This is a genomic window from Streptomyces rectiviolaceus, assembly GCF_039533825.1.
Lineage (GTDB): Bacteria > Actinomycetota > Actinomycetes > Streptomycetales > Streptomycetaceae > Streptomyces > Streptomyces rectiviolaceus.
Genome location: NZ_BAAAUG010000010.1, coordinates 65,450 through 92,238, shown reverse-complemented (window position 1 = coordinate 92,238; position 26,789 = coordinate 65,450). Strand labels below are relative to the sequence as shown.

Sequence of the window (26,789 nt, the reverse complement as noted above, 5' to 3'; positions counted from 1 at the left end):
CGGTCAGCCCTTGCGCGGCCAGTCAACGACGAGACGGCTGTACGTCTTGTCGATGACGAAGCGCGGGTCGGCGGTGGTGAGAGTGTCGCGGGCGTCGCCGACAGCCATGCGGAAGGTGGGCTCCGGAGCGGTGTTGCCCCAGCCCTCGTCCCAGTTGCGGATCTCGTTCACGACCTGGTCGGCGAGCGAGGCGCCGCGGGAGCCGTGTCCGATGACGCCGATCTCCCAGAAGCGGCCCATGTTGTCCTCGCCTTCGCGGATGGTCAGGTAGGCGAGGGAGTCGCCGTCGAGGGCGGCCATGGAGCCCCAGCCGAAGTGCGGGGTGAAGCCTGGGCGCGATCCGGGCATGCGGGACAGGCCGTTGGGCAGAATGCAGGCGAGGTACAGGTACGCCCACTGCCAGGGGTCGCCTTGGCGGAGCTTGACTCCGGTGTAGACCTTGGTCTGCGGCTGGTCCAGGACAGTGCGGATCGCTTCGCGGTCCACCTCCTGCTCGCTGAAGGTCTCCAGGCGGACGTTGCCCTCCCCGGCCATGGGCACGACGGTGTAGAGGTCGTCGCAGACGCCCTTGCGCAGGGGAATGAATGTGCACATCTCGCAGGAGACGGTCTTCCAGGTGTCGCCGTCGCGCTCGAAGGCGAAGCTGCGGCTGATGCTGCCGCGAATCCGCATGGGCAGGACCAGTCGGCCGCCAGGGGCGAGCTGTCCGAGGAGCTTCACGGGGATGTCACCCGCGCCGACGGTGAACTGGATGCCGTCGTACGGGGCGTGCTCAGGGAGACCGGCGGCGCCGTCGGCCAGCACAGCGGTGACGTTGGTGGCCCCGGCCTGGGCAAGGTTCTTGCTCGCGCCGTCCACGAGGTCCTGGTCGACGTCCAGGGTCCACACCTGCCCGTCGGGACCGACGAGCTTGCCCAGCAAGGCCGCGTTGTATCCGGTGGCGGCTCCGGCCTCTAGGACCTTGTGGCCGAGCTGCGCTCCGAGCTGTTCGAGCTGGGTAGCGACGATGGAGGGCGCGGAGATGCACGAGATCATCTCGCCGTGTTCGTCGTGCTTGATCGGGACCGCGTCGTCCCTGTAGGCCGCCTCGAGGTCGACGCCGGGAAGGAAGTCATGGCGGTCGGTGGTGCGGAAGGCGTCGATGACGGCGGGAGTGCGGAGATGTTCGCTCTCGACGAGGCGGTTCGCCAGGGATTCGCGCTGTTCGGCGGGGTCGGTGACGGGTGTCACGGTGGTCTCCATTCGAGGCAGATTAGGGTCGGTGGTCTTGCTCCGGCGGGTCGACACGTCGGCGTCATTCCCTACGGAGAAGGCGACTTGGCGTCCCACCCACGCGGTGGCGGCCTGCTCGGTGGCAGGCACACCGGCGCGGTTGAACGCGAAGATCGCGTGATGGGCGAGGACGGCCCGCAGGCCGCGTATCAGTCGTCCATCAGCGGCGAGCCGGCGCAGGCGACGGCCGCCGTCTTCGAAGGCGGCGACGCGCTCGACCCAGCCAGGGTCTGGGTGCGGCCAGCGGGCGGCGTCCGCGTTCATCAGGCGCCGCATCGCCGAGACCGAGCGGTCGAGTGCGCCCCCAGTCGGCGGGGTGACGGAGGGACGCAGGGCGGCAAACTGGGACCAGACGTCTCCGGCCTCGAAGGGGTCCAGACCGCTTTCGCGGATCATGGCGGACAGCAGCATCACGCAGCGCTCGCGGGTGCCGTTTCTGCCGGTCTCGGGCAGGGCGCTGCGGCTGTCGGCACAGAACACGTCGTGCGCCACGTCCATGCCCTCGGGGCCGCCGAAGGCTTCGGTCTCCGGTTCATAAATGCCGCCGACCCAGCCGGTGGCCTGTTGCTCGGTGACGAGGTAGTCCAGTAGGGCGGCGGATGGGCGTTCGGTGCGCAGGCGCAGCCCTGAGTCCTTGCGCAGGAAGTGGAAGCGCTGGTCGTGCAGCGCTGCCGATAGGACCTGGGCGGTCTTGGGGCTCAGCGAGCCGCCGGGGAAGGCCACGCTGGCGTGCCACCAGGTCGTGTCACGGGTGATCGGAAGGCTCTCGTCGTCGTCGAAGGTCATGCTCGTGGGCACTCCTTGTCGGTGGGATCAGGGCGCGGTCAGGTGATCAGCAGCACGCTGGTCCAGTCCGTGGCGTTCGATGCGTTGAGGGCAAGGTGTGCGCCGCTGCGGCCTTCCATGAAGCCGGGCTTGGGTAGCCGGTCCAGGTCTGCCGTCAGGCGCTGGTGCAGGTTGTCGACCACGGGCGTGAAGCGCTCCGGGGTGGGGCTGTCGGCGGCTACGGCGCGGGTGAGGGCTATCAGTCCGGCCCAGCCGTGGCACAGCGTGGCGTCGGTGATCCGGGCGAGGGTGAAGGGGTCGGTCAGCGTGTGGATAAGGGTGTCCTCGGCCGCCTGGCGCCGGTTCGCGTCGCGCAGGGCGAGTGCGGCAAGCTGTTGAGCGCGCGCGATGCCCGGCCTGCCGTAGCACCAGGACTGGCGGGCGGGCTCCGGCCCTGATGGCCGCTTGGTGTCCAGGTGGGCACGGGGCGTCCAGTAGGAGCCGCCGTACCAGTCGAGCCAGCGTGCGAACAGAGCGATTGCCTCGCTCTGCCCAGGTACCTGGACGCCGTGCCGGGCGGCGAGGGATAGCGCCGCTAGGGGGCCGGCGATTCCGTGGGCCATACCGTTGTTGCTGTGGCCGTCGGGCATTTCCTCGCCTGCGGGCCCGACCGCTGACCACCACCCCGGCAGGTCCCGGCCTTCGAGACGGACCGGCCGGGACAGAGAGACGAGGTAGGACAGCACGTCCGTCAGCCGGGCGGAGGGCGCCCCGCGGGTTAGGAGAAGTGCACCCAGCCCGGTCAGGCCGCGGATGAGGTCCCACTCCGCGAGGTTGGGCAGGACCCCGGATTCCTGACGTCGCCGTGCTGCGGTCAGTCGGGCGTCCACCACGCGGTCGACGACATCGCGGACATCACGGCCAGCGTGTCCTGCGCGAGCGAGCACGAACTCCAGCGCGGGGGCGCCGTGGAACAGGCTCGCGTTGGCACCGGCGCTCACCCCGTGGACGACAGCCTGCGCGATATGGCGCCGGGCGGCGGGCAGGTCGCCGCTCTCGATGTCCAGCAGCGCGATTCCGAGAGGACCTTCAGAGAGATCCTGCGTACGGGGCGGGAGCGATGTGGCCGTCATGAGCGTGCCGCCAGGGGAAGGACGAGGCTGTGGGCCCTTCCGCCAATCCAGTTGTCGGCGTCGGGTGGCGGCGCGTCGTGCAGGGTGGCAACGCCGATGGAGCTGGCGTCCAGGTGAGCGCGCAGGAGATCCAGGTGCACGTCCTGGCTGAGGTCGAGGGGAAGCTGTTGATCGTCCTCGGCCAGCAGGACACGGTCGGGAACCCGGAACCGGCCCCGCCAGGCGTGCAGCTCCTCGGCCCACGCCTTCAAAGTCACGGTACGGCCGGGCAGATCCCGTGTCCTTACCTTCCACCGCGCGGCGGTAAGGATGCTGCGCCGGTAGGTGAGGGCCGGGGTGAAGGGCAGCGTCCAGGCCACGCCCCAGTCGAACCAGGTCACCTGCGGTGCGGTGGCCCGGCTGATCTCGGCCAGGAACCTGGCCGTTGGCGGCGTGTAGTTGTTCCAGAGGAAGTTGATCGCGGTCGGTGCGAGCAGTTCCAGGTGCTTGCCGGTCGCGAACTCAACCAGGCGGGGGTGGCCGTCGCGGACGCTGACCGCCAGGTCGGCGGGGAACAGTACTCCGTCGCCAGGGTGGCGGAACTCGCCGACGCTGACGATCCGGGGCAGCACCTGCGGGGCGCGGGTGAGGAGGTCGGCCGGGACGCGCCCGGCGTGGAAGGAGAGTTGTACTACCTCAGCGCCAGCCTCGACGGTGGGCAGCTTCGTGCACGTGGCGCCGGTGTCTGGGAGCATGTGCCAGAACCGGCCCGTCATCGAGCCGGCCGAGCGGGAGACAGTGACCACCCGGAGCCGGAAGTCACCTCGGTCGAGGGCCTTGGTCGAGTGGGCATGGACCTGGGCGGCCAGTTCCAGGTGTGGTGCGGTAAGTCGAGGCTTCTCCCCGGCTGCTTCTAGTTCCTCGATCATCGCGCTCGTCAGGGACACCGCGCGGGCACCTTCGACGGCCGCGGTTCCGGCCAGCTCCAGCAGGAGCCGGTCACGGCGGGACATCGGGCGGGGCGGCTCGACCTGCCTGCCGAAGCCGTCTGGGAAGCCGACACCTCTGTCTGGATCGGTCGCCAACTCCACAGGGACCGCGGCGTTCTCGCCGTACCGGTCGGTGAACTGCTCGACCCAGCGACGCCATACCGGCGTGCCGTTCGGGTGCGTGGCGAGCCGGGCCAGGACGGTCGCGGCCGTCTCCGCCTCGGTCAGGACCTCCCGCGGTAGCCGCACGGTGGCGTCGAGCCGCAGATCGTGTGCCACCGTGCGCTCGCGCATCTGCGCGCACAGGGCGGGCGGTAAGACGTCGGTCGGGTCGGGGACGGTGGCGGGGGCGCGCAGCGACGACCGCAGCAGCCGTACCCGAAGCAGCTCTCCGAGGAGTTGGGTGCGAGCGTGTTCCGAGGTGGCCGGGAACTCGGCGGCGAGCTTGTCCGCCAGGAGCGCGTAGCGGATCGGTGCGCTTGCTGCGTCGAGCACGAACCTGACCGCGGGACTGCTCAGCGCGAGACGGAACTCGGCATCGCCCTCGGACGGCACATGGACGTGTCCGTCGCGCTGTCGGGCGAGCATGTTGACGCGCACGTCGACGTCGGCCATCCGCGTGCCGTCCGTCTCCCACGCGGTGATTGCCTCTGCGAGCGCCACCGGGTCGGGCCGGGTGACGGCCTGGTGCCCCTCGCCGAAGCGGACCTCCGCCGTGTCGCCGAACTCCATCAGGGATACGCCCGCGAAGAGGCCGTAGGGGGTGGAGCGGTGGGCGTACCGGATCGCGTATCGGGCTGTGGCCAGTGCCGCCCGGCGCACGCGGCGCAGCTTGGGAGACCGGCCGTTGAGGATCGCCTGTACCTGGTTCGCCAGATCCGGGCTGGCACTGGACACCGCCTGCCGGAAGATTTCGTCAGCCCACACGGTGCCCAGCCACGAACGCCAGTCGTCGAGCGAGGCCGAGCGGCCCGGCCAGGGCGGCATCACCGGGGCGGCGAGGTGCGCCGCCGCACGCAGCATCCCTTGCCCAGCGCCCTGGTACAGGCTGTGTCGTGCCCGTGTCATCACCACTCCGTTCTTGATAGGCGGGGTGTGCGGGCCGGACGGGGCAGCCCGTCCGGCCCGCACTGCCGAGCTGCCTCGGGCTTACGAGGTGACGCAGGCGCTCGGGCAGGAGCTGCCACAGGTGTCACCGGTGCTGCACATCAGGACGGTCTCGGTCGCCGGCGTCCCCTCGATGAAGGTGATGTCGAGCTGGAACAGGTCGGTCTCCTCGACGGTGTCAGCAGCCGGCTGCGCGGGGGTCAGCGGCTTCTCGACGTCGATCGCGGTCATGCGAACTCCTCGGTAGTGACGGATGGTGCCTGCTTCGTCCTGCGCCGAGCCCTTTTCAGGCCCGGTCGCCGGGTGGTGCATCCGTCCACTCGGGGTGGGCGGACGTCGTGCGGGCCGGGTGCAGCTGCCGTGCAGAGCGCATCCGGGGGCGCGACGGCTATGTCGCCGTCTCCATCACCGTGTCTTGACTCCGGTCCTCCGTGCACGGGCTTGGGCACGGAGGACCGGATGACGGGAAGGAGACCCCAGTCTTGGGAGGTCATCTACGCTGCGGTGGCCCTCCGGGGCGCGAGCGAACCTGCTCCTCGCCGATGCGGCCGACCGCGCGGTTCAGGGCCTGGATGAGGCGGGCGAGGTTCTGTGTGCGGCGCGCGGCAGAGCGTGGGGCGGCGGTCGGGGCCAGAGGCTTCAGGGTGAGGCGCCTGCCAGCCTCGCTGAGTGTTGCCTGTGCGCCGCCGCCCACGTGCGAGTCGGTGGGGATGTCGGAGAGCAGTACGTCCAGATCCGCAGCGACGATCCGGCCGTAGGCGGTGAACCACTTCGCCAATTCGAGCGCGTCTTCAACGGGCGGGAGAGCGGAATTGTCGAGATCCCAGGACAGTGCCCTCTCAACGAGTGCCAGGATCTCGACCTTGTCGGGGACTGCCGGAGCTGAGACGGCCGTGTGCCCATGCACTTCATCCGGCACCACGGTGTTCCCAGAGACTTCGGCTCTAAGAGACGTCACGCCCATGACAGGACCTCTGTGTGTGTAGTGGGCCGGGGGGTGGACGGCAGCGTCGGAATGAAGCCGTGCGGGAGGGCGAAGCGTGGGACTCCGAGGGCACGCAAGTGCACGCGGTCACCGACGAACGCGGTGCGGGCATGCAGCCATCGCTCGTTGTCGAGTAGGTACGCCTGGCCCGGCTCCAGCCGAATGGACTGTTGATGGCGAAGGGCCGCGGTCTGGAGCCTGGGCAGGTGCGGTTGGACGAGAGGGCTCCACCGGGCCAGGGCGTCGAGCCGCAGCCGTATGGACATACGCCCGTCGCGGTGAGGGGTGAGGACCTGGGTGGCATGTCCGTCTCCCGCGCCGAAGTAGGCCGTCCTCGGCTTACTGAGCACGTCTGCGACTTCACCGGCTTGCTGCTCCAGCAGGTCGGCATGGACGCGGCGCCCGTCGCTGAGCAGGCATTCCCCTCCGCGGTCGGCGGGCCGGGAGCAGACCAGCAGCATCAGGCGCGGCGGATATGGGAGACCGGAGCGCTCCGTGTGCGGGGCGAGTTCGCCGTTTCCGAGTCCGGCGTAGCCGGGCCGACCTGCGTGACGCGGGATGCAGCGGATCGTGGTCAGCCCATCGGAGTCGCTGTCGCGGTGTGCGGAGATGGTCATGATGCGGGAGGCGAAGGCCAGCACGTCGTTCCGTGTGGCGAGCTGATCGAGGGTGACGAGGCCGTCTTCGCGTAGTTGGTCGGCGATCTCGGCCGAAGCGCCCGCGGCTTTGTGATCGAGGAAGTGCGCTGCAAACAGATCACCGGGGCGCATCGTCGGACTCCTTCGTCGGCGGTCAGTGGTTCCACTGTCGAGATCGGTGGCCCGGCGGGTAAAGCGACAGATTGTCGACCCCGGCAAATCACCCAAACGCAGGGAGAGTTGGGCGCTCCGTGCTACGGTCCGAAAACGCTGGCACTGCCCCGCACTGCGAGGAAACTCATGACGTACACGCCTCCCACCTGGCCCGTTTCCGTCAAAGGTGTAGCCCTGGACGTGCGCGGTCGGGTGCTGTTGCTGAAGAATGAACGCGAAGAGTGGGAGCTGCCCGGCGGCCGGCTGGAGGCAGCAGATGCCAGCCCCGAGCGCACCGTCGAGCGCGAACTGCACGAAGAGTCCGGCTGGACCGTCAAGACGGGGCCGCTCCTGGACGCCTGGATCTACCAGCCGCTTCCGCAGACCCGCCCCGAACGCCGTGTCGTGATCATCACCTACGGGTGCACAGTCCTCACGCCGGAAGCGGCCCCAGTGGTCAGCCACGAACACCGCGAGATCGGACTGTTCACCGCCTCGGAGATTCCTGGGCTCACCATGCCCGACGGCTACAAGCAGTCCATCGCCACTTGGTACGGACGGATGTAGCCAGCCATGGCCCTGCCAGAAGCCCGGCCCTCGGCCCAGCACGTGGTGTGGCACTGGGCCACCCCGCAGGCCCGCACCATCCTGGACAGCGGTGACCTCGGCGCGATCTTGCGCTTCCACCGCACCGTCCACGGACTCAACCAGACCGAACTGGGCGCCCTTCTCGGCTACGACAAGACCTACATCTCGGCCCTCGAACTCCGGAAGAAGACCCTGGGCGACGTCGGCTCGCTGCGCCGTGTCGCCGAACAACTGCGCCTGCCGCCGCACGTTCTGGGCGTCACTGACCCGGCTGACACCGATCACCGGGCAATGCTTCAGTTCGGCCAGTCCACGGTCCGCCTCGCCGAGATCGCCCGCCAGAGCGGCCATGCTTCCGAAGCCGTCGCCGAACTGTGGCCGCTGGTCGCCCGACTCGAAGCCCGTCTGGAAGACGGTCACACGGAGGGGGACGTCCTGCGCCTGCTCGCTCACGCGCGGGTTGGACTCGGCGTCGCGCTCGGCAACGTCCTGCCGGAAGAGCGGCTGGCCACTGCCGCCCACTGGACCGCCAAGAGCCTCAGCATCGCGACCCACTTCGACGATCCCGCATTCAGCAGCTACGCCCTGCGGATGCACGGAAACGAGCTGCGCAAGGCCCGCATCACGGGAGCCGCGGTGGACCGGCTGCGCCACGCGGCAGCCCTGGCACCGAACCCGGAAGCCCGTGCGGCGGTACTGCCCCTGTACGCACGAGCCGCAGGTCAACTTGGCGATGCGAGTCTCTTCGACAGCGTGATGCAGGAAGCAGACGAGCTGATCCAAAGCGCCACTCACACATCGCTGTTCAATCCCTACGCCTTGCACGAGATCCGCCTGCGCGGCCTCGTCGGCACGGGGCGCGCAGACCTCGCCATACGGCTTGTCGATCACGGGCCTGATTCGACGACGACGGTCGCACCGCAATGGCGGGTGATCGAACTGGTCACTGTCGCCCACGTGCGGCTCCTGGCGGATGACCAGGGTGGGGCTGCTGAGTCCCTGAATACCGCGATGGCTGAGGCTGTGGTCCAGCGGCTGCCGCACCAGTTGCAACGGATCGTGCGGACCGCCGGTGACCGGCTTCCTGTGGAACGCGGTACGGCAGTTCAAGCGCTCGACCGTATGCGACAGGAGATGGCGGCTTAACGTGCGGCTCAGCGCAGCCATGCGATCACCTGCTCCGCATTCAGGATCTGGAACTCCCAGGCGCGGGTGACCAGGTGAGCCCGGTTGAGTGCCTGAAGATTCACCCGGAGTTCGCGGCAGTCCCGGCGGATGATGTCGACCTTCGGCTTCGGCGTCAGCTCGGTCACCATCTGCGCGGCAGTCAAGCCTCGGGCGATGAGCGGAACCAGGACGCGCTGTTCACGAGGCAGGAACAGCGTTTCGGGGTCCCGTAGCTCCGGCCGGACGATGGCCTCGGTGGCGTAGGCGACTGCGACCGCTGCAGGGGTCTCGTTCACACCGTGCAGCTTGCGCTTGGCGTTCTTGAGGTAGCCCGCGGCGGTGCCTTCACGGATCTTGAGGTCGTTCGCGACCACGGGAAGCGAGGCGCCAGCGGCCAGCCCCTCAAGGACCTGCCGCTCTCTCGGGGCAAGGATGATCCTTGTGACGTGCTTAGTGGTCACTGCTCAACTCCGTGACGGGCATGGGTGAACTGATGACACAGCAAGGCGAACTTCAGGTCGTCAGCTGTCGCCAAACGCTGTATGGAGGGGGTCGGGACGCGGCGGCGCAGGGCACAACGCAGGCCCGCGAGGGCGAGCGCGCCAAGGACCGCAGCGGCGATGCGCCGAGTGATCCGCCCGGCGCTGAGGCGCTGCGGCTCCCCGCGGGGGATGGGCGGAGCCGTGTTTTCCCAGCGCCGGGCGGGGAGTCGGGCCGCCAGGGGAAGCAGCCCGACGTTGGTGGTGGGGGAATGCGTCATGAGGCGGCGTTGTCCTCCCTCAATTCGGCGATTTCCCCCATCAAGTCGAGGGTGGTGAGGATTGAGCTTGCGAAGCGCACCAGGTGCCCATAGGTGTCATGGGGTGCGGGCATCTCGCTGCTCAGGGCCATCACGATGTTCATTTGCGGGGGGTAGGGCTTCAGCAGGCGCTCGACCACGTCCTTGAGCGTCGGAGCCACATCCCTCAACCGGTGTGCAATGACCTCGCTGTCCTCCGGGGAGAGGCGGGCCGCGTCCTCGCCGAGAACGGTCTCCAGGTCGTCGTACAGGTCGGTGGTGACCGCGTCGGAGGCCAGGAACCGGCGCAGGCCGAGGTCGACTCTGCATGCTGTCGCATCGTCGTTCGCGAACATCGCGACGGGCAGCGGCGAAGCGGTTTCGTAGGCAACGGCAGTCATCAAGGCCTCCCGGCAGGGAGATGAAAGACGCACCAAGTGATGTGGCCGTCGGGGCTGACTCCCCAGTTGTGAGCGAGGACAGCAACGAGGAAGAGGCCGCGGCCGGATAGGTCGTCGTCATCTGCCTCAGCGAGCTGGGCGGGTCTGGGGTTGCCGTCCGTGACCTCGACTCGCAACGCACCGTCGGAGCAGATGACCTTTAGTCCGACCGCGCCGTGGCCGTGCTGGATGCCGTTGGTGACGAGCTCCGAGACCGCAAGGATGACGTTGTCGGCGGTTGCTTCAGGCACCCGCCATAGACGCAGGTGAGCCCCGGTGATCTTGCGCATGTGTGGGACTCGGGACTTGTCCGGGGTGAAGGCGACCGCGAAGCCTGGTCCGATGCCCTGCTGCAACTCGGAAGCGGTAGCGGCGACCGCAGATGTGACGGGGCTCATCGTGACCCTCCCATTCGGGCGCTGTGGGAGAGGTTGTAACTGCCGGCGCGGTTACGTCGCGGGGGCTTCCTCACCTCGCCGTCGACTGCTCGGTTCGTGCGCACGGGTACGTCCACCAATTGCGTCATCGGCGCTTCGCCCCCACGTTCTCCGGCGTCACGAGCGCGACGAACCCTCCGTGGTGGTCCACCAGGTCGAGTTGGAGTTCGTACTCGTCCAGGTGCTGGGTGATCTCAGTGTGTGTCAGCGTTACGACGCCGTCGACGTGCCCGGCGCGCACGAGATTCAGAACCCAGCGCCAGCCGGGGCGGTGCATTGGGTCCGTCTTGGGGAGCCCGTCCGCGATGCAGTGGTCGGCGCAGACTCGCCACCCCTCGTCGTTGGCGTAGTCACGGGCCGCAGCGAACGAGCGTGGCGGCTGATTCCGTACCGGGGTTAAGGCGTACAAGCACACGCGCGGGGTGCGGCCGTGGGCGCTGAGGTGTGTGAGACGTTGGTCAAGGGCTTCGCGGCGCGTAATCCCGAGACGCACGATCTGGTCGGGCGTGATGCGAACCTCGTCCGGGTGCCACCGTTCGGCGGTCAGGCGCTCGGCGTCCATCCAGGCAGGCGCCCTGCGAGACCTGGGCCGCTCCGGGCTACACGATTCCGGCGGCGGGTACAGCGGCCATTGGTAGACGTAGGCGGCTCTGTCCAGGAACTCCGTCAGCTCGTCGGCAAGAGCGAGGGGCATTACGACCACCCCCGCACGACGTCGCGGATCTGCAGCGGGTCGACGCTGGCCAGGCGCGCGATGCTTGCGGCGCCGGATGTGCCAGTGGAGGCGTTCATGTGGGGTGCTCCCGCTCGTCGAGTACCTGGCCTACAAGAGCGAACCGCCAATCCGCAGTGACCGGAATGGGGTCAAGGGCTCGGGGGTGGTCAAGGTGGTCAAAGATCGTTTGTGGCGACCGACTGATTCCTCCCGGCTGGTGCCACGGCGCAGGTATTCGGCCGGTGACGCCCGTTGGGTGCCGCCTGCAGACCAGTGCCGCGTGAATCAGGTAACTCCCGGTCTGGGGCTGCTGGTTAGGGGATCCAGCCCAGAAAAGCGAAGGGCACCCTAGGGGGTCTTGGTAATCCCTTTACCTCACGGTGTGTCGCCAACGGTCTACTGTGCGGTCATGGACGCCGCGCGAAACAAGGCGCTCGAGGCGTGGATGGATGAGCACCAGCACAGCGCCAATAGCCTTGCCAAGGCCGCCAATTCAGCCGTGGAGCGCCTAACCGGGAGACCTGGGACTTATGACGGGCGTCAGGTCCGGGAGTGGCGCTCCGGGCGGGTCCGATGGCCCAACGCCGTAACGCGGACAGCCTTAGAGCACCTCTCCGGGCGGTCAGCCACCGACTTAGGGTTCGTGCCACGGGGCAGACCTTCGCCGATGGCAGCCCCACCGCAGGAGGACCCCATGCTTCGTCGCACCCTCGTCGCCGGTTCGATTTCGGCAGTTGTGGCTGCCTCCGCCCCAGGCGGCGTGTCAACCCGCAAGATCGGCATGGCTGACGTCGGGCGTCTGCAGGAGAAGTTCGCCGCCGTGATCGCCAGCGACCACAAGCGGGGCGGACAGCCCGACATCGAGAACCGCGCTGCAGTTCTCGCCGGCAAGGCCCTCAATCTTCAGAACTCTGGCAGCGCTACCCAACGCGTACGCAGCAGTCTCTACGCCACCGCAGCCAGCTTTCGATCGTCGGCGATGTGGGCCGCCATTGACGGTCGCCGCTTCCAAGACGCCATCGCTCACATGCGTGAAGCCCAGACCCTTGCTGAACTCTCCGGCGATCAAGCCATCAAGTTCCGCATCTGGTCCCATGCAGGAAGTCTCTATCGGCACCTCGGCCGACCTGTTGATGCCCGCGCCGCGAACGACGTCGCGCGCAATCTGCACATCACCCGCCGGGACCCGATGTTTGCCTCACTCGGCATGGCCCGGCAGATGGCCATCCAGGGCATCGCACACGAGCGCACCGGCCTGCCTCGCACCTTCGATCAGGCGCGGGAAGCCATGGTGCGAGCCGACCCAGGCGCCTTCCGCCCGGTGTGGCTACTGGCCTTCTACGACGAAGCGGAACTGCATTCGCTAGCTCTCACAGCGCATCTCTCGGCAGGGGACTGGTCCACCGCCGAGTACCACGCGCACCAGTGCCTGACTGCGCTCAAGCCGCACATGCTTCGCTCGCGGGCGATCGCTACCAGCAGACTCGCCCAAGCTCAGCTCGCCCAGGGCGACGTCGACACCGCCACCAGCACCGCTATGGAGGTTTCAGCTGAGGCTGCTACCCAACATGCCCGAGTATCGCGCATGCTTCAGGAGTTCGGCGCTGCCCTGCGTGCCACCGCACCGGGCAGCGTCAGCGTACGTACCTGGACCGAGCACACCGCCGCCTGGAGGGCAACAGCATGACCTCGGCACCCGCCATCGAACTCCGATCGTTCACCGACCTGGACGCCGCCCGCGGCGACCTGCTCGACGTCTACGCCGAAGTGCGTGCTCCGCTGCTGCACCTTGCCAACTATGCAATCTCCTCATTCGGGGAGCGCCTGGACCGCCACGGCTGTGAACCTGGCTTCCAGGCCGTCCTCGCCTACGAAGGTGACCACCCTGTGGGCTATGCCTACGGAAACAGGATCGAGGACGGAGACCGTTACTGGCAGCGCACCAGCCCAGCGCCCAGCGAGAAGTACACAGCGCAGCCAGCCTTGGCGCTGAAGGAGATCGGCGTGCGCCCCAACTGGCGGGGCACGGGGATCGCGCGACGCATTCACGACGTGCTGCTTGCTGGTCGTGACGAGCCCTATGTGACGCTCATGGTCAACGAAGTCGTCGGTGATGGGAAAGTGCATGACCTGTACCGAACATGGGGGTACACGGATCTTGGACACAGCCAGCCCTCGCCAGCCTCGCCGCGCCTCACCGTGATGATTCGCCCGACCTGCTGACCCAAGGCGTGCCGACGGGCGGATGAAGTCCTGAGGGCTGAGCCCCTGCTCTCTGCCGCCGAACTACCCGCAGGGTGGCTTTCCGTCATATGGCTTACCTCACAACGATGTTGGCCACTACTTTGAGGTCACAACCGATCTACGGCTGCCAACAAGTGCGGGTTGGTCAACGTGATCAAAGATCATTTTCGGTGGTGGGGGCGCAGGAATGGCGCGCGAGCGGAACGAAGAGTTAGCAGCCCTGCTGGAGGAAGCACGCTGGTCACGGGCTCAGGCCACCGCCGCGTACAACCGAGTCGCCGATGAGACGCTGAACGGCGAAGTACGGGAGAACTCGAAGATCGGACGCTCCCACGTGAGCATGTGGGTGGGAGGCGTCCAGCCATCAGGCATCGCGCCCGCTATCTTGTGCCAGGCGCTGTCCCGTCGATTGAAGCGTGAAATCACGCCACAAGAGGTCGGGTTCGCAGCTTCCACCTCACCAGCGCAGGAGGCGCTGGACTGGCGCGCCGATCCTCTGATCGCGCTGAGCGACTTGGGGAGTGGCGTGGACACGGACCGGCGTCGGCTGCTGGCAGGTGGCGTGTACTCCGCAGCGGCCCTGATCCTTCCGGATGAAGCGTGGTGGGACGCGATGGCCACCCCACCGTCCGAGGAGCCCCCGGACAAGAAGCGCGTCGGCAGCGGGGACGTCGAGACCGTGCGACAACTGACCCTGGCCTTCTCGCGCATGGATCAGCGGCGAGGTGGCGGACACGGCCGGCTGACGGTCGACGAGTACCTGAGGCACGAGGCTCACGACTACCTTCGGGGCCGATTCGCCGATGACGAGACACGGCGTGCCATGTTCTCGGCGTCCGCCGAACTTGCCTACTTGTCAGGCTGGATGGCCTTCGACAACAGCGAGCATGCCATCGCGCTCCAGCGCTTCAACACCGCGGTGAAGCTGGCAGCACGGTCCGGCGACGCGCCCCTGAGCGGACACATCCTGCGAGCCATGGCGCACCAGGCGCTCGACTTGGGCTTTCGGCGAGAAGCACTCAAGCTCGCGCAGGCTTCAGTGCATGGCCAGCGGTACGCGTCCGCCACCCCCCGCGAGCGAGCGCTCCTCGGCGTAGTGCACGCGCGGGCTCTGGCCGCGAATCGCCGCAACAATGAGGCGGCAAGAGCCCTGCTCCAAGCTGAGGATGAGCTGTCGAATGCCCACGATGGGATCAAGGAGCCGGACCGGACGTTCTTCTTCGGTGAGGCGTCCTTGGCGCACGAGACCGCATGCACCCTGCGGGACCTCGGTGATCAACAGCGTGCCGTCAAGGAGTTCCGGCGCTCTGTGCGCACGCGTGGTGCGGAGTTCCGGCGCACGCACGCGGTCACTCTCGGGTACATGGGTGCGGCGCAGATTGCCCAAGGCGGCGTCGAGGAGGCGTGCGCGACATGGACCAACGTCTTGGACGCGATGGAGGAGGGCATCTACTCAGGCCGGGCTCGGCAGCGGGTGGTCGACATGCGGCACTTGCTGTCGCCCTACCGTAAGCGCGGTATCCCGGCAGTGGGCGTCCTCGACGCCCGTGCGGCCTCATACCTTGCCGAAGTAGATTGATCACTAGCGTCGTTACGACGAGTTGAAGGGTGGGCCCATGACCTTGGAGATCAAGCCGATCGGGGAAGTGGTCACTGGCCGCATCGAGGTGGCCGATGACTACTGGGGCGGCGTCAAGTCCGTGATCCAGCTCGACCAGGCCGAGTTTCCCATCGAATCCGTAAAGGGCCTCGACGAGTTCTCCCACCTGGTGGTGGTGTGGCACTTCAACTTTGCCTCACCCGAAGATGTCGAGTATCACGCGCGGAGCCCGCGCGGGAACACGCAGTGGCCCGCGACCGGCCCCTTCGCGCACCGTAATCATCGACGCCCCAACCAACTGGCACAGAGCTTCCCTCGGCTACTCAAGGTCGATGGACTCAAATTGCACGTGACCGACCTGGACGCAGTGGTCGGCTCGAAGGTCTACGACCTGTCGCCGTACTTCGCCGAGATGGGCCCGCGAGGCACGGTCCGCGAACCCGCCTGGCCTGGCGAGATGCTGGCCGACTACTGGTCAAGCAAGGCGTAATCACCGCGTAGCCGGGACTGACGTCGCTTTCTCGATCCGGAGCGACCGTGCTCTGCACTGTCGTCCAGATCCTCCTGGTAGACGACGGCGACGGCGCGCATGCCGATGGCTTCGTAGAAGGCTTGGCCACCGTGGTTGCAGGGCGAGCAGTGGGCGATGAGCGGCCCGAGTTCTCGCTCCTGTGCCCACACGCGGACGTAGCCGACCAAGGCGCGACCCTCGCCGCTGTCGCGATGCTCGGGATCGAGCCACATCTCGTGACCACAGTCACCTCCAGGATGCTTCCGCCCTCACCTGCACAGCCGACGAGCACGCCGTCGACCTCAACAAAGATCGCGCACAGGCCGTTGAAGTGGTGATCGAGAAGAAACGTCCTAGTCGAGACGCCGCCTCCAAGCCTCCGGCCAAGAGACCGAGTCGCGGCCGTTCGGCGGCGCTTGGGCCCGCGTGCACCGCCGCGTCGCCCGACCGGAGCGTGGCCATCGCTCGCCCGTGCATGTCAGTGGCCATCGATATGGTGCCGTCGTGAAGGTGGGAAGCGAAGAGACGCGATTGATCGTTCTGCGCGGGAACAGCGCATCGGGGAAGTCTGCGATCGCTGCTGGCCTGCGCGATCGGTTCGGCCGCAACCTGGCCCTGGTCGGCCAGGACAACTTGCGCCGCATCGTGCTGCGCGAGCGCGACCGGCCCGGCGCAGCCAACATCGGCTTGATCGGCATGACAGCCCGCTATGCCCTGGACTCCGGGTTCCACACGGTCGTCGAGGGCATTCTGTACGCCGACCGGTATGCCGCGATGCTGGAAGACCTCGTGCACGACCACCGCGGCATCTCTCGGTGCTACTACCTGGACGTGCCGCTCCAGGAGACGCTGGTTCGTCACGCGATGAAGGCCGACCCGGAATACCTTGCCCAGGTCACCGACGAGCATCTGCGTGACTGGTATCGCGAGCGGGACCTGCTGCCCAGCGGCGTCGAGACCGTCATCGATGCCAACAGCGGTCTGGACGACACGGTGAAACGCATCATGCGTGGGACGGGCCTGGACAAGGTGCCAGCCATCGACCGCTGAGGACGCTCGGCCAGGCTGTCAGCAGCACCAAGGGTCGGCTTCGCGGAGCCGGGCGGATTCCCTTCAACGCCCGCAGTGCGGGCAGCGGCGACTACGTACTCCGCGGGTGCCGATGTCTATCCCGTCCTCTCGCATCCGCGTCAGATGGAGGCTTGCGGTGGACGGAGAGATGCCGACGGCCCCTGCGAGTTCACGCACGGATGGCTCCTCGCCGTATTCGGCGATCCATGCACGCTGCTTACGCAGCAGTTCATGGCTCCGCTCAGCGGCAGGCTTCCGTACGGCCCGTGTCACGAGCCCGCCTCTGTCTGGGTGCGGGCGATCTCCTTGAGAGCCATCCGGGCGGCAGGCGTTCCGGCAGGCGTCTTCCAGAAGGGATGCCCCGCGACGCGGCGGGAAAGTTCCAGCAGGCGACGACGTCGCGCAGCCGTCTGCGCCCCGGCGGGGTCAACTGCCAGTTCGTCGTAGGTCAGGTACCAGGCGATCTGATCCTTCAGAAGGTCACTGGGGAAGCGGTCACGGTCCATATCCTTTAATAGATCACACGTTCGATTCCCGAGCAAAGAACCGCGCCTCATCTGCGGTCGGGTGTTGTGACTGAGCGCCCCAGTTGGTTCTGGCCGCGCTTCCGTGACGGCTACGCCAGACAGGGGGCCTGCGTCCAAGCCGGCCAGTAGAGCGCAGTGTTCTCGAAGGCCGGCAATCTCGTCGGGGCGACGTTCCACACCCCAGGATGCGGTGCGCCCAGGTGTCCGATCAGGATGCTTCCATTGCGGCGCGCGCCGCCTCGACGAAGCGAGCGTGCGCGTCCGCGTCACCGCAGGTGATGCGCCATAGGCACCGGTTAGCCTTCTTCGCCGCGTCCAATACGCCCTGGGCCGCTTCAGCAGTGGCAGGCGGCCCTTCAAGGACGACGACACGAACACTGTGCATGAGAGGGTCGTAGGCTTCGCGTAGCTCTGAACGCAGTTCCTCGAGGCGGGTCAGCTGCTGGTCCGGGTCGGCGATCTTCCTCGTTCCACTTGAGGTAGCCCGCCATCCCCTCAGCCGCCGGTATGCCTACGGCAGCAGTTCAGCTGGGGGTTCCTCCGGCGCATCGTGTACTTGCGGAGGGTCCGTGTGCACGCGGGTGGCATACGGAGAAGCGGGCCGTCGCACCCGTGACGGCTCAGGGTGCTCCTCGTCCTCAGGCGGTAGGGCGTTCGGTCCGGTTCGCGCTGACATCTCGCTTCGAAGGCCAGCTTCTCGGTAGGCCGCACCATTGGCGGTGCCACGTGCAGAGACGGCCTCGGCGCGCAGCTGCTTGGCGCCGTGGTTGTCCTTCTCCTGGGCCCGTCGAAGGAGGTCCGTCGTCTCTTCCTCCGGCGTGTTCGCCTCGGTGAGCACGGCTTCGAATTCACCGGCGGGGCCTGCGGCCTCGGTCAGGTCGCGGAGCTGCTTGTGCAGCTGCTCCAGTTCGCGCCCGGCCGATTCGTATCCGCCAAGTAGTTCGTCACGGTCGGCCTCGACCCTGCCTCGGGCATCCCCGCGCAACTCTGGCCGTCCGAAACGGCCGGTGGCGGTCAGCTGCTGTTCGACCCCTTCCAGTCGTTCTTCGAAATCGCGCAGACCAGCGGTCCGTTCGGCGATCACCCCGCTCAGCGTTCGAACGTAGCGGATCGTCTCAGCACGCTGGGCGACGTCTTGGTGTCGACGGTGGAGGGCGAGCACGTTCGGGCCAGTTCCTGCTGCGGCGAGTTGCCCGGCGCGGTCGGCTGCCGTCTCCGCCCTTTCGGCTGCCGTCCGGGTGGCGCGGGCAGCCGTGGCAGCCTTGCGAATTGCGTCGCGCAGGGCCGCGTTGCTGAGGTGTGCATATGGGCGGTCAGTTGTCGGCGCGGTGTCCGGGGCCGGTGGGGCGGTCCGTTCAGCTGCGCTTAGGGTGCTTCGGTCCTCGGGCTGCGGTGCGTCCTCGGGGCCGTCCGCGTCGTTCGGGTCGCCGGTTCCGGGAGCGCGCGGGGTTGGCAGATCGGCTACAGCCCGACGGACGTGAGCGGGGACCGCGTTCTTCGGGAGTTCAGTGAGGATCATGCGTTCCTCGGTACCGCTCTCGATCTCGCGGATGAGGCCCGCGACAGCCCGGTCAAGCTGCTCCTGCTCGGTGAGCGCGTCGCCTCCGCGGGCACGGTCGGCGTCGGCTTCGTAGACGGACAGCGGCAGAAAGAGATGGGACTCCTTCTTGTCGCGGCTCATCATCGTGTAGAGCGCATTGGCCTGGGCGCCTGGACCGTAGACCAGGGCTTCTTGGACACTCAACCCTTGAGACTTGTGGCCGGTGATCGCGTACCCGAGGCTGAGTCCGCCCTGTGCGATGTAGTCGGCGTCGACCCATTCGGCAACGTCTCGGTGGCCGTCGGCGGTCTTCTCGCGCCACTCGACCTGGACTCGGCGCTCCTCATCCACGGCTCGCACGATTCCGCGGTAGCCGTTCAGCACGTCTTCGTTCTTGCCTCGGCTCCTCTTACCCCGGTAGTCATTGGTCCGAAGCAGGACCTGGTCCCCGACGGACAGCGTCAGTTCGCCGCCACCGGGGAGGGCGTAGACGTGTTCCGGGCCGGTGAGATCACCGCTCGCCTTCCGCAGGGCGCGGGCGCCGAGATTCAGTTCCTCCACGATCTCGTTGGTGGCGGCGAGCATCAGCAGATGCTGCACAGCGGTGTGGTCGTCGGTGTGCGCAGAGCGCCTGTCGGCCCAGACGGTGAGCATCGCGGCGAGGGTGGCGTCCTTGTCCGCGAGGGCGTGCACGCGGCCGGTTCCAGCGAAGGTGCGCAGGGCTTCCACACGGTTGTCGTCGCGCCACAGTTCCAGGGCGCGGCGCTCGATCGCGTCCTTCTGCCGGAAGTTCTGGTTGAGGGTGAGTCCGCCGACGATGTGGTGCACGGCGGCGAAGCTGCCGCCGATGCCGGGCGAGTGCAGCTGCTTCGGGTCCCCGATACCGACGACCTTCGTGCCGGTCTTGGCGGCGTGGGTGAGGAGTTCGGCGATGTCGCGGTCATCGCACATCGCGGCTTCGTCCACAACGAGCACGTCCACGCCGGTGAGACCGGCGCCGCCGGTGCGGATGCCGGTGAGCCAGGACGCGAGTGTGCGGGAGGTGATCCCTGCTTCGGCCTTGAGGTTCGCGGCGGCGACGGCGGCCGTACTGGCTCCGGCGATGACGAGTCCGTGGGCCTCCCATGCCTGCCGGGCGGTGTCCATGATCGTGGTTTTGCCCGATCCGGCGACGCCCTCCACGGCGTCGATGCCGTGTCCGGCGGTCAGCAACCGGTCGAGGACCGCGCGCTGTTCGTCGGAGAACGTGAAGGTGCCGCCGTGCTGTGCCTCGACAGTGGACAGGGTCATGTCGACCGTGTCGCGGCTGATGACAGCTGCCTGTGTGTCGAGACGGTTCGTTGCCTCGGAGACGATCAGCGTCTCCGCGGCCACCACGTCCGCCGTCGTGTAGCGGTCGGCGTGTGCGAAGTGCTGGGCACCCTTCGGGTCCAGCTTGACCGCGTACCCCGCGTGCCGGAGCACCGAGTCGGTGAGGCGTTCAGCTTCCTCGGCGTCGGCGACTCCGTACGGAAGTGCGTCCAGGACGGCGGCGATGGCAGCGGCGTGGGTGAAGTCCTTGGAGTGGCTGGTCAGGCCGGTCTTCGGGTCGAAGATCGCGGTGCACAGCTCGTCCAGGCCGGGGTTCTGCCGCGAACTGCCCTGCTGCATCGCGCTGGCCGCAATGGCGTCGGGGTCGTCGCCTGCGGCGCGGCCTTCGGCCTGCCAGTAGTCGCGTAGGACGTCGTCCCCGACGCCCGTGGCTTCGCCGTTCTTCGCGGCCTTGGAGGCGGTGGAGGCTGCGGTGCGCTCGCGGGCGGTGGCGCTGTCGTAGTCGATGCCCAGCTTGGTCAGCAGGTCACGGACCTGACTGTCCCTCTTACTGAAGAGACGGATGGTGGCCTCGGGGATCGCCGCGATTTCCCATGCGCCGGTCCGCTCTTCGCGGCGGAAGGACATGCCGAACTCGTCGGTCAACTCGCGTCGGATACGAGCGTTCATGAGGGACTGGGTGGCGCGGGTGTGCCGGTGAAGGTCGCGGCCCCCGCCGGCCATGGTGGACCACTTGCCGTCGGTGCCCTTGACCATGTTGGCCAGGGTGAAGTGCAGGTGGAAATGAGGGTCGCCGTACGGGGCACCGTCCACGGGCCGGGCAGCGCGGTGCACCATCATCCAGCCAGAGAACCCGCTCGTCTTCATGGTCTCCGCCGCATCACCGTCGCCGTGGTGGCCGCGCATGGCGTACGCGGTCCATCGCTCCAGGGCGCTGATGGACTCGCGGCCAGCGGAGGTGTAGATGCCCTCTACCTGGGCGGCGATCTCCTCGGGGGCGTAGGCGAGGAACGCGCTCTTGGACTTCGCGAGGTCCAAGGTGACGTCGGCGCCGAAGTTGCCGACCTGTACCCGCCCTTCGAGGAGGGCGGCCTTAATCTCCTCGGCATCCCATACGTCCTCGGGTGCAAGTCCTGCCGCCCTGGCCATGGCGACCGCTTCGCGGACGTCCATGGGCAGGTCCCGAAGTCGGCGTTCGCCCTCGCCCGCGGTCTGGACGTACCGGCGCTTCATGGACGCAGCGGAGAACAAATCGCCGGGTCGTTGACCGGTTTCGGTGGCTCGGGTTTCGACGGCACGCAGGAGGGCGCGGGCGTCCACGTGCCCGCCTGCCTCGGCGGCGACGGCCTTCTCCAGCGCGTCTTCGCCGTAGAGGGCGACGGCGTCGATGCTGACGGCGTCGGCGAGTTTGAGCAGGGTGGAGGCCGGGACTCGGTGGGACTCCCCGAACCGCTTGAGCTGGCTCTCCATCCTGCGGAAGGCGTCCTGCTTCCGCTTGGAGTCCAGCATCGTCACCGGGTTCACGCTTCGTTCGGCGGCGGCGCGGCGGATGGCACGGGCCAGCGGAGCGGCGGGGAGCTTCGCGGTCGGCGCGATGGCGAGCTTGGGGTCTACGAGGGTCTGCCCGGTCCGGGGGTCCTCGCCGTGCATGAGGCGGCGGGCGGCCTGGAAGCGCTCGGGGTGCAGCACGCTGCCGGGAGTGATGTCGAACTCGTTGAGCCCGTTGCCGATCCACACCAACGGGCGTTCGCTGGCGTCCAGGTGGTAGTCCACCTGTCCATCAGCGGCCGGTCGGGGAAGTGCCTGCTCGCCGTATAGGTCGCGGGCGTCGAGACCGGCTGAGGCGGCGACTTCGACGGCGTCGAACCCGGTGAACCGCGCGGCACCCTTGCTGCGGATCAGTCCGCGGGCGCGGAAGAAAGCGCGCTTGGCCTCGCGGGAACCGAGCAACGAGGCGACAGGGGCGCCAGTCGTTTCGGCCTTGGCCTCGATGGCGGCTACGAGAGGAGCAGCGTCGACGGTGGTGGACTTCCCGCAGCCGTGACCGCCGGTAAGGCGGTACTCAACCTGCTCGTCGGACGGGCCGATCATGGTCGTATGCCCCATCGGCCCGCTCACCCCCCGCTCTCAATGGGTCAGACTCGGTCATCTTTGCCGATTGTATCGTCACGAAGTGACGATACCTTGGTCCTCAAAATTCAAGATCATGATCAACGGGAGGGGATCTCGGGCACTCGGATCTGTCCTGTGAGGCTGAACTTTTCGTTTTGCAGCTTTACTCTGCGTGGGATCTTGCGTTGTGCAGAGTGACCTTGCGTCGCGGGGCGGAGTTAGCTGGTCGTGGTACGTGAGTTAGGGGTGCTGCCGGACGGTGTCGCCGGGCCACTGGCGGAGGGGTTCGAGGTCGCGTACATCGACCGGGGCGGGTCGGAGCTTCGGCGTCCGCTGGCGGATGTGTGGGCGGTGCGGTTCGCGTGTCAATTCCTCATACGGGTGGTTACGCCGCTTCCTGGAGTGAGCAGTGATGCTCCTGCCCGGGTGCGACGCCCCGGGCCCACCCGAACGAGGAGTGACTGTGCGAGCTTTACGACGAGCCCCTGCGCTGGGGACCGCATCGGCTGTGGCGGCCGTCCTGCTGGGAACGGCCCTCTCCCCAGCGGCACAGGCTGCGCCCGCTGCCCCAGGGGATTCGGTGACGTGCGCGGGCGGCGTCTCCAGCACCTCGATCAAACCCGGGCTCGGCATCGGTGACCGGCAACAAAGCGTGTACACCGAAGCAACCACCACGGGCTGCCACGGCTCGGACATCGTTGCGGCGACCCTGAGCGTCGACGGGCAGGGCAAGGGCTCATGCGTGCCCAACCTGGGCATCCCCAACGGGGAAGCGCAAGGGAGGGTGCGGTGGACCACAACCAGTGGACAGGAGTCCACAAGCACCCTGCAGGGCACCTTCAAATTCACCATCACCGGATGGACCCTTGCCGGGGTGGTCACCGAGGGCACGTTCAAGGGCCAGCGTGTGAGCGCGAGCACCAGTAACGACATCGCGAGCAATACCGATGCCATGGCTGCGTGCTTCCTGGGAGGCTTCACGAACGCCAGCGGCACGCTGGATCAACTGGCCGTCGCCGAAGCCTAGATCCCGCCTCCTCGCCCCGGTCGAATCAGACAGGGACAGGGGCGAGGAGGATTCCGGCCCGGTGGACGACGTCGGCGTGCCGACCCTTACCACCAGACCACGCACCCGGCCCGGCCTTGGGTAGAGCCGGGTCGCTTTCGCCGCAGCGGCCCCGCCCCCTCCCTCTCTGACAGCTCAACCTGTCCCCGAGAGCGAGCCACTCCCAACGAACTTGCCGACGCAGCGGACGGAAAACGCAAAGTAAGTCTGCACAGAAACGCGCTCCATCGAGCAGCCCAACTCTTCGTCCCGCAGCTAGGAAACCCGCCCGAACTCAACGAGAAACTACACAGGACAGGAGCGGCCTCGTCGCTCCTGTGGATCAGGCTCCTGGAGCCTGATCCACAGGAGGACTGTTACCTCTGCGGGAGGTGCGCTGGCTGGGGTGCCGTACGCGCTGAGGCGTTTGACGATCCGATTTCGGTGCAGCACCTACGCGGGGGCTGTGCCGTTGGCCCGCGTGTGGAGCAGGCCCCGAATCCGGCGGCTCCCGCCGGTTCGCCGAGTTGTCCAGCCCGTACTGGGTGGCCTCGGACTCCCCGGCGTACCGGGGGGCGACGCGAAGAGCCGGTTCGGACCGGGCGTCAGACTCCGCCCCCGTACCCGAGCGATCGGCCGGAGGGCGGAGCGGGCTCCCGACCGGTGGGGGCTCGTAGCCGCTGATCTGTCGCCTGCGGTCGGGTCGGCGGTCTTGGTTGGGCCCTGCCCGGCCCGCAAACGCCTGGTGACATGACGAAGGTCCCCGCTCCGGGGTCGGAGCGGGGACCTTCGTCATGCTGGCCGTGCGGCTCGGCCGACGGCTACGTGTTCAGGGGCCACTCGCCGAACGGCACCGGCGCCTGACCGTTTGCTTCGCGCACGGCTTCCTCCGTACCGCACGTGGTGCAGATGAAGACCTCGCGGTCGACGGTCATCCGGGAACGCGCGCGCCGTTCACCGAGCGGGCCGCCGCAGCGCGGACAACGGGTGTCAGGCACAGGTCACTCCTCGGGGTTCTCGCGGGCGGACTTGAGAATCAGATTCCAGGTCGGGCGGGAGTAGGTCTTCTCCGTCTGCCCCTGAAGCTCGGGGATCAGGTCAGCGTTCTTCGCCCCGGGGTTCGCCGCGATGGCCTGCCGGGCAAGAGTCAGCCGCTCGTCTCCCTGGTAGGGGTAGGCCAGTCCGCGGCGGCCGGTGGGCCGTCCGCCGGCGTGCCCGCGGCCCTTCCGGTCCGCGAGGTACTGCCACAGCCTCCAGCGCTTCCACTTCGGGCGTCGTCGGGTCGGAAGCTCATCCCAGCCGTCCGGGTCGGGCCACCCCTCCGGCGGGTTCTTGACGTAGTGGGAGACGGTGGCGGAGTCGGCGAACCCGCAGACTTTCGCCGCTTCGGCCGGGCCCACCATTTCCTCGGGGTCGCCGTCGAGCTTCGGCGGGTTCGTGGTGTTCGCGGCGGCACGCTGTCGCTGAAGCTCGTGGTGCCACTTCGCCCAAACGTCGCCATCCCAGTGCATGACGCCGTCGATGGTCTCCGCGACGGGCGGGTGCCCGTTGCTCTCCCGGTCGGTCCAGAGGTTCTGAAGGGTCGGCTCGCTGATGCCGTGGACCTTGCGCAGGTCTGCGCGTGAGTAGAGCGTGCGGCCGGTCTTGGAGGACACGGTCGTCTCCTGTTCTTGGTCGGGGTCGTGACCGCTCGGCGCGGTCACGGGATGTCGTCCGGGTCCGGGGCCGGCGTCCACGTACGGCTGCCTGCCGGTTCGAGCCGGGTGAGGGTGGCTATGTCGGCCAAGGGGACGGCGGCGGCCCAGTCGGCGCGGCCGGGGTGGTCGACGGGCAGGTTGAGCACGAGGTGCCGGCCGGTCGGGGGGAAGTCCTCGACGATGACGAAGGTGTCGGCCTGATCAGCGCCGATGCTGTTACCCCCCTTGAGCTGGGCGATGTCGCCGGGCTGGGGACAGTCGGGGTGTCGGTCACATAGCATGGTGTGGTCTTTCTGGTGAGAGAGACACCGACGGCCAGCGCCTTGTTGCCCTTGTGCGCTGGCCGTCATCTGTTGTCTGGGGTGCGTCGCGCCCCGTGGGACGCGCGGCCGGTCGGAGGTTGCCCGCTCCGCTCGCGGCGGAGTAATTAAACCACCTTTGGGTTTAGCCGGGTGGGGCCCTGATCCGGAGGACGGCGGTCATCAGAAGAGGGCTCCCTGATCTGTGGGGTGTCGACCCCGGTTGCTCCGTGGCCGGGTTACGCGGAGTTCGTAGCGGGGGCGTCCGGCGTGCGGTGGAAGATGAGCTTCGCGGCGGTGACGGCTCCAGGCCACGACGGGGGCGCCCTGGTCGATCCAGCCCACCGGGTACCGGGCGATGAGCTGAGCCCAGCGGCTCCGGCTCCGCGGGACGGCCCACCGGTACTCGACCGTGGTGATCGGCGGCAGCGTCCGCCAGCCGGGGAAGCAGTGGTCGTGCGCGTCCTCCACCGCCTCGTTGTCACCGTCCCCGAACCCGTCGCCGGAGTGCACGGGGCCTTCCCACTCGCACGCGAGACACCCGCCGCGGAACTCCTGCTCGTCCCCCCCGGCCGCCGGTCGGCCGACTGCGGGAGAGCAGGGTCGGGGTGTGGCGTGCGGGCGGGTCCAGCTCGTGGCCGAGGTCGCAGTACGCGCCGCCGGGGTGTCCGGGCTGGATGTGCCACGCCTGCCCGGCGCTCTTGGGGCGGTGGCGCGTCCGCGCATTGCGCACCCGCCAATAGTGCGTTTGCCGTGCCCGTGCTCCAGTCGGCTCGGCGACGGTCACGACTTCCTGCTTCCGGCGGCGAGGACTTCGCGGAGCGGATCAGCGAGCACAGCCTGTTCGTCGGGGGCGTCGAGGAACCGCGGCCCGTACGCACGGCGCACGGCCCGGCGGGCGTCCTGGTGGCGGTCGAGCTCCGGGTAGTACGGCGACCGGTCGAGCACGTCATAGCCGTGCTGGGTGAGCACGTCGGCAATGAGCGACCGGACCTGTACTGGGTCGAGGGCGGAGAGGTCCGATTCCCCCGGAGCCGCGAGGAGTACGCGGATCAGCTCGGTCGCGCTGAGCCGGGGGTGGAGGGGAACGCTGAGCCGGTGGACGCCGTCCCGGCTGGGGGTGGCGGCTCCTCGGCGGCTCGGTGTCCTGGTGGTGCTGCGGTCTTCTGTCGTCTCGTCCATCGTGTGGGCCTTCGATGACTCGGGATGCTGGCAGGCGGCGGGGTCAGAACAGGGCGTGTTCGGCACGGGCGGCGGCAGCGCGGAACGCGCGGGCAGCGTCGGCGGCGGTACGGCCGGGCTCGGCGCTCCACCGGTCGATGACCTCGCGGTGCCGGGCCTTGGCGGCGGCGGGGTCGTCGGCGTCGACGGGGTGACCGGTGACGGTTTCCGCGAGGATGCCGTACGCCTGGTCACGGGCACGGTCGATGCGGTCCCAGTCGTACGTCCGGCCGGCGGCGACTTCGAGGGCGCCGCGCGGCCAGCACGGCAACGTGGCCGTACGGCCCGGACCGGCGAACAGGCGCGGGCCCTGGTGGATGCCGACGTGTTCGATGTGGCGGGCTGCCCATTCCAGGATCGCGGCCGGAGTGTCCGCGATGACGATGCTTTCGGGGGTGTGGTGGGTCGGCACGGTGCTCCCTTCGGGAAAGCGGGGGCGGCGGCGCGCTGCCGCCGCCCCCCCCG

General features: G+C 68.2%; 28 protein-coding genes and 1 pseudogene. 8 read left to right on the top strand and 21 right to left on the bottom strand.

Annotated elements, in window-relative coordinates:
- Positions 1-3: 3 nt before the first annotated feature.
- The 6 genes from fxlM to ABD378_RS01840 form a co-directional block, all read right to left on the bottom strand.
- Positions 4-2,058: a methyltransferase, FxLD system gene (gene fxlM, locus ABD378_RS01865; protein WP_344518485.1), complete on the bottom strand. Its 2,055-nt coding sequence runs from the start codon at positions 2,056-2,058 to the stop codon at positions 4-6.
- Positions 2,059-2,096: 38 nt separating this feature from the next.
- Entirely contained in the window at positions 2,097-3,170 is a 1,074-nt protein-coding gene (locus tag ABD378_RS01860; RefSeq protein WP_344518483.1) for a lanthionine synthetase LanC family protein, read from the bottom strand.
- The gene (locus ABD378_RS01855) at positions 3,167-5,206 is read right to left on the bottom strand and encodes a lantibiotic dehydratase family protein (RefSeq protein WP_344518482.1); all 2,040 of its coding nucleotides are present in this window, start codon (positions 5,204-5,206) and stop codon (positions 3,167-3,169) included. The genes ABD378_RS01860 and ABD378_RS01855 overlap by 4 nt, the downstream gene beginning before the upstream one ends.
- Before the next feature lie 81 nt (positions 5,207-5,287).
- Positions 5,288-5,476, bottom strand: coding sequence for an FxLD family lanthipeptide (locus ABD378_RS01850; protein ID WP_344518481.1), 189 nt, complete (start codon positions 5,474-5,476; stop codon positions 5,288-5,290).
- A gap of 259 nt (positions 5,477-5,735) precedes the next feature.
- Positions 5,736-6,209 carry a hypothetical protein gene (locus tag ABD378_RS01845; RefSeq protein ID WP_344518480.1) on the bottom strand — a complete coding sequence of 158 codons (474 nt, stop codon included), beginning with the start codon at positions 6,207-6,209 and terminating at the stop codon, positions 5,736-5,738.
- Entirely contained in the window at positions 6,200-7,000 is an 801-nt protein-coding gene (locus ABD378_RS01840; RefSeq protein WP_344518479.1) for a TauD/TfdA family dioxygenase, read from the bottom strand. Before ABD378_RS01840 ends, ABD378_RS01845 begins: the two co-directional genes overlap by 10 nt.
- A 168-nt stretch (positions 7,001-7,168) precedes the next feature.
- Here ABD378_RS01840 and ABD378_RS01835 point away from each other — a divergent pair, with 168 nt between their 5' ends.
- The gene (locus tag ABD378_RS01835) at positions 7,169-7,588 is read left to right on the top strand and encodes an NUDIX hydrolase (protein ID WP_344518478.1); all 420 of its coding nucleotides are present in this window, start codon (positions 7,169-7,171) and stop codon (positions 7,586-7,588) included.
- A 6-nt stretch (positions 7,589-7,594) separates the two neighbouring features.
- Positions 7,595-8,755 (top strand): helix-turn-helix domain-containing protein, encoded by a 1,161-nt coding sequence (locus ABD378_RS01830; RefSeq protein ID WP_344518477.1) that lies wholly within the window; start codon positions 7,595-7,597, stop codon positions 8,753-8,755.
- A gap of 8 nt (positions 8,756-8,763) precedes the next feature.
- Here the strand turns inward: ABD378_RS01830 and ABD378_RS01825 are convergent, their stop codons facing one another.
- The 5 genes from ABD378_RS01825 to ABD378_RS01805 all read right to left on the bottom strand — a co-directional run bounded on the left by ABD378_RS01825 (position 8,764) and on the right by ABD378_RS01805 (position 10,993).
- A complete protein-coding gene (locus ABD378_RS01825) occupies positions 8,764-9,237 on the bottom strand; it encodes a LuxR C-terminal-related transcriptional regulator (RefSeq protein WP_344518476.1) in 474 nt (157 codons plus the stop codon).
- Complete coding sequence (locus ABD378_RS01820; RefSeq protein ID WP_344518475.1) at positions 9,234-9,536, bottom strand: hypothetical protein; 303 nt, start codon at positions 9,534-9,536, stop codon at positions 9,234-9,236. Before ABD378_RS01820 ends, ABD378_RS01825 begins: the two co-directional genes overlap by 4 nt.
- Positions 9,533-9,955: a hypothetical protein gene (locus tag ABD378_RS01815; RefSeq protein ID WP_344518474.1), complete on the bottom strand. Its 423-nt coding sequence runs from the start codon at positions 9,953-9,955 to the stop codon at positions 9,533-9,535. The genes ABD378_RS01820 and ABD378_RS01815 overlap by 4 nt, the downstream gene beginning before the upstream one ends.
- Positions 9,955-10,392: an ATP-binding protein gene (locus tag ABD378_RS01810; RefSeq protein ID WP_344518473.1), complete on the bottom strand. Its 438-nt coding sequence runs from the start codon at positions 10,390-10,392 to the stop codon at positions 9,955-9,957. Before ABD378_RS01810 ends, ABD378_RS01815 begins: the two co-directional genes overlap by 1 nt.
- 124 nt (positions 10,393-10,516) lie before the next feature.
- Complete coding sequence (locus tag ABD378_RS01805; RefSeq protein WP_344518472.1) at positions 10,517-10,993, bottom strand: recombinase family protein; 477 nt, start codon at positions 10,991-10,993, stop codon at positions 10,517-10,519.
- Positions 10,994-11,555: 562 nt separating this feature from the next.
- On the opposite strand from ABD378_RS01805, the gene ABD378_RS01800 reads away from it, so the two are divergent.
- The 4 genes from ABD378_RS01800 (at position 11,556) to ABD378_RS01785 (ending at position 15,480) form a co-directional block, all read left to right on the top strand.
- On the top strand, positions 11,556-12,833 hold the full coding sequence (locus tag ABD378_RS01800; protein WP_486389298.1) for an NsdA family TPR-like regulatory protein: 1,278 nt from the start codon (positions 11,556-11,558) through the stop codon (positions 12,831-12,833).
- Positions 12,830-13,369 carry a GNAT family N-acetyltransferase gene (locus tag ABD378_RS01795; protein WP_344518469.1) on the top strand — a complete coding sequence of 180 codons (540 nt, stop codon included), beginning with the start codon at positions 12,830-12,832 and terminating at the stop codon, positions 13,367-13,369. Before ABD378_RS01800 ends, ABD378_RS01795 begins: the two co-directional genes overlap by 4 nt.
- Positions 13,370-13,577: 208 nt before the next feature.
- Positions 13,578-14,969 (top strand): NsdA family TPR-like regulatory protein, encoded by a 1,392-nt coding sequence (locus ABD378_RS01790; protein WP_344518468.1) that lies wholly within the window; start codon positions 13,578-13,580, stop codon positions 14,967-14,969.
- A gap of 37 nt (positions 14,970-15,006) precedes the next feature.
- Complete coding sequence (locus tag ABD378_RS01785) at positions 15,007-15,480, top strand: TrmO family methyltransferase domain-containing protein (protein ID WP_344518467.1); 474 nt, start codon at positions 15,007-15,009, stop codon at positions 15,478-15,480.
- Here ABD378_RS01785 and ABD378_RS01780 read toward each other — a convergent pair.
- Positions 15,459-15,734 (bottom strand): GNAT family N-acetyltransferase, encoded by a 276-nt coding sequence (locus ABD378_RS01780; RefSeq protein WP_344518466.1) that lies wholly within the window; start codon positions 15,732-15,734, stop codon positions 15,459-15,461. The genes ABD378_RS01785 and ABD378_RS01780 overlap by 22 nt on opposite strands.
- Positions 15,735-16,011: 277 nt before the next feature.
- On the opposite strand from ABD378_RS01780, the gene ABD378_RS01775 reads away from it, so the two are divergent.
- Positions 16,012-16,551, top strand: coding sequence for an AAA family ATPase (locus tag ABD378_RS01775; protein ID WP_344518548.1), 540 nt, complete (start codon positions 16,012-16,014; stop codon positions 16,549-16,551).
- Between the two features lie 63 nt (positions 16,552-16,614).
- Here the strand turns inward: ABD378_RS01775 and ABD378_RS01770 are convergent, their stop codons facing one another.
- The 3 genes from ABD378_RS01770 to mobF all read right to left on the bottom strand — a co-directional run bounded on the left by ABD378_RS01770 (position 16,615) and on the right by mobF (position 22,056).
- A complete protein-coding gene (locus ABD378_RS01770) occupies positions 16,615-16,845 on the bottom strand; it encodes a LexA family protein (protein ID WP_344518465.1) in 231 nt (76 codons plus the stop codon).
- Positions 16,842-17,078, bottom strand: coding sequence for a hypothetical protein (locus ABD378_RS01765; protein ID WP_344518463.1), 237 nt, complete (start codon positions 17,076-17,078; stop codon positions 16,842-16,844). Before ABD378_RS01765 ends, ABD378_RS01770 begins: the two co-directional genes overlap by 4 nt.
- Positions 17,079-17,610: 532 nt before the next feature.
- A complete protein-coding gene (mobF, locus tag ABD378_RS01760; protein ID WP_344518462.1) occupies positions 17,611-22,056 on the bottom strand; it encodes a MobF family relaxase in 4,446 nt (1,481 codons plus the stop codon).
- Positions 22,057-22,570: 514 nt separating this feature from the next.
- On the opposite strand from mobF, the gene ABD378_RS01755 reads away from it, so the two are divergent.
- Complete coding sequence (locus ABD378_RS01755; RefSeq protein ID WP_344518461.1) at positions 22,571-23,089, top strand: hypothetical protein; 519 nt, start codon at positions 22,571-22,573, stop codon at positions 23,087-23,089.
- An 839-nt stretch (positions 23,090-23,928) separates the two neighbouring features.
- Here the strand turns inward: ABD378_RS01755 and ABD378_RS01750 are convergent.
- The 6 genes and pseudogenes from ABD378_RS01750 to ABD378_RS01725 all read right to left on the bottom strand — a co-directional run bounded on the left by ABD378_RS01750 (position 23,929) and on the right by ABD378_RS01725 (position 26,736).
- Positions 23,929-24,105: a hypothetical protein gene (locus ABD378_RS01750; RefSeq protein ID WP_344518460.1), complete on the bottom strand. Its 177-nt coding sequence runs from the start codon at positions 24,103-24,105 to the stop codon at positions 23,929-23,931.
- Positions 24,106-24,108: 3 nt separating this feature from the next.
- Positions 24,109-24,762, bottom strand: a complete 654-nt coding sequence (locus tag ABD378_RS01745) for a hypothetical protein (protein WP_344518459.1) — start codon at positions 24,760-24,762, stop codon at positions 24,109-24,111.
- A gap of 44 nt (positions 24,763-24,806) precedes the next feature.
- The gene (locus ABD378_RS01740; RefSeq protein WP_344518458.1) at positions 24,807-25,085 is read right to left on the bottom strand and encodes a DUF6211 family protein; all 279 of its coding nucleotides are present in this window, start codon (positions 25,083-25,085) and stop codon (positions 24,807-24,809) included.
- A 201-nt stretch (positions 25,086-25,286) separates the two neighbouring features.
- Positions 25,287-25,836, bottom strand: a pseudogene (locus tag ABD378_RS01735) (DUF6349 family protein).
- Positions 25,837-25,886: 50 nt separating this feature from the next.
- Positions 25,887-26,285, bottom strand: coding sequence for a DUF6181 family protein (locus tag ABD378_RS01730; protein ID WP_344518456.1), 399 nt, complete (start codon positions 26,283-26,285; stop codon positions 25,887-25,889).
- A 43-nt stretch (positions 26,286-26,328) separates the two neighbouring features.
- The gene (locus ABD378_RS01725) at positions 26,329-26,736 is read right to left on the bottom strand and encodes a DUF6197 family protein (protein WP_344518455.1); all 408 of its coding nucleotides are present in this window, start codon (positions 26,734-26,736) and stop codon (positions 26,329-26,331) included.
- Positions 26,737-26,789 lie beyond the last annotated feature (53 nt).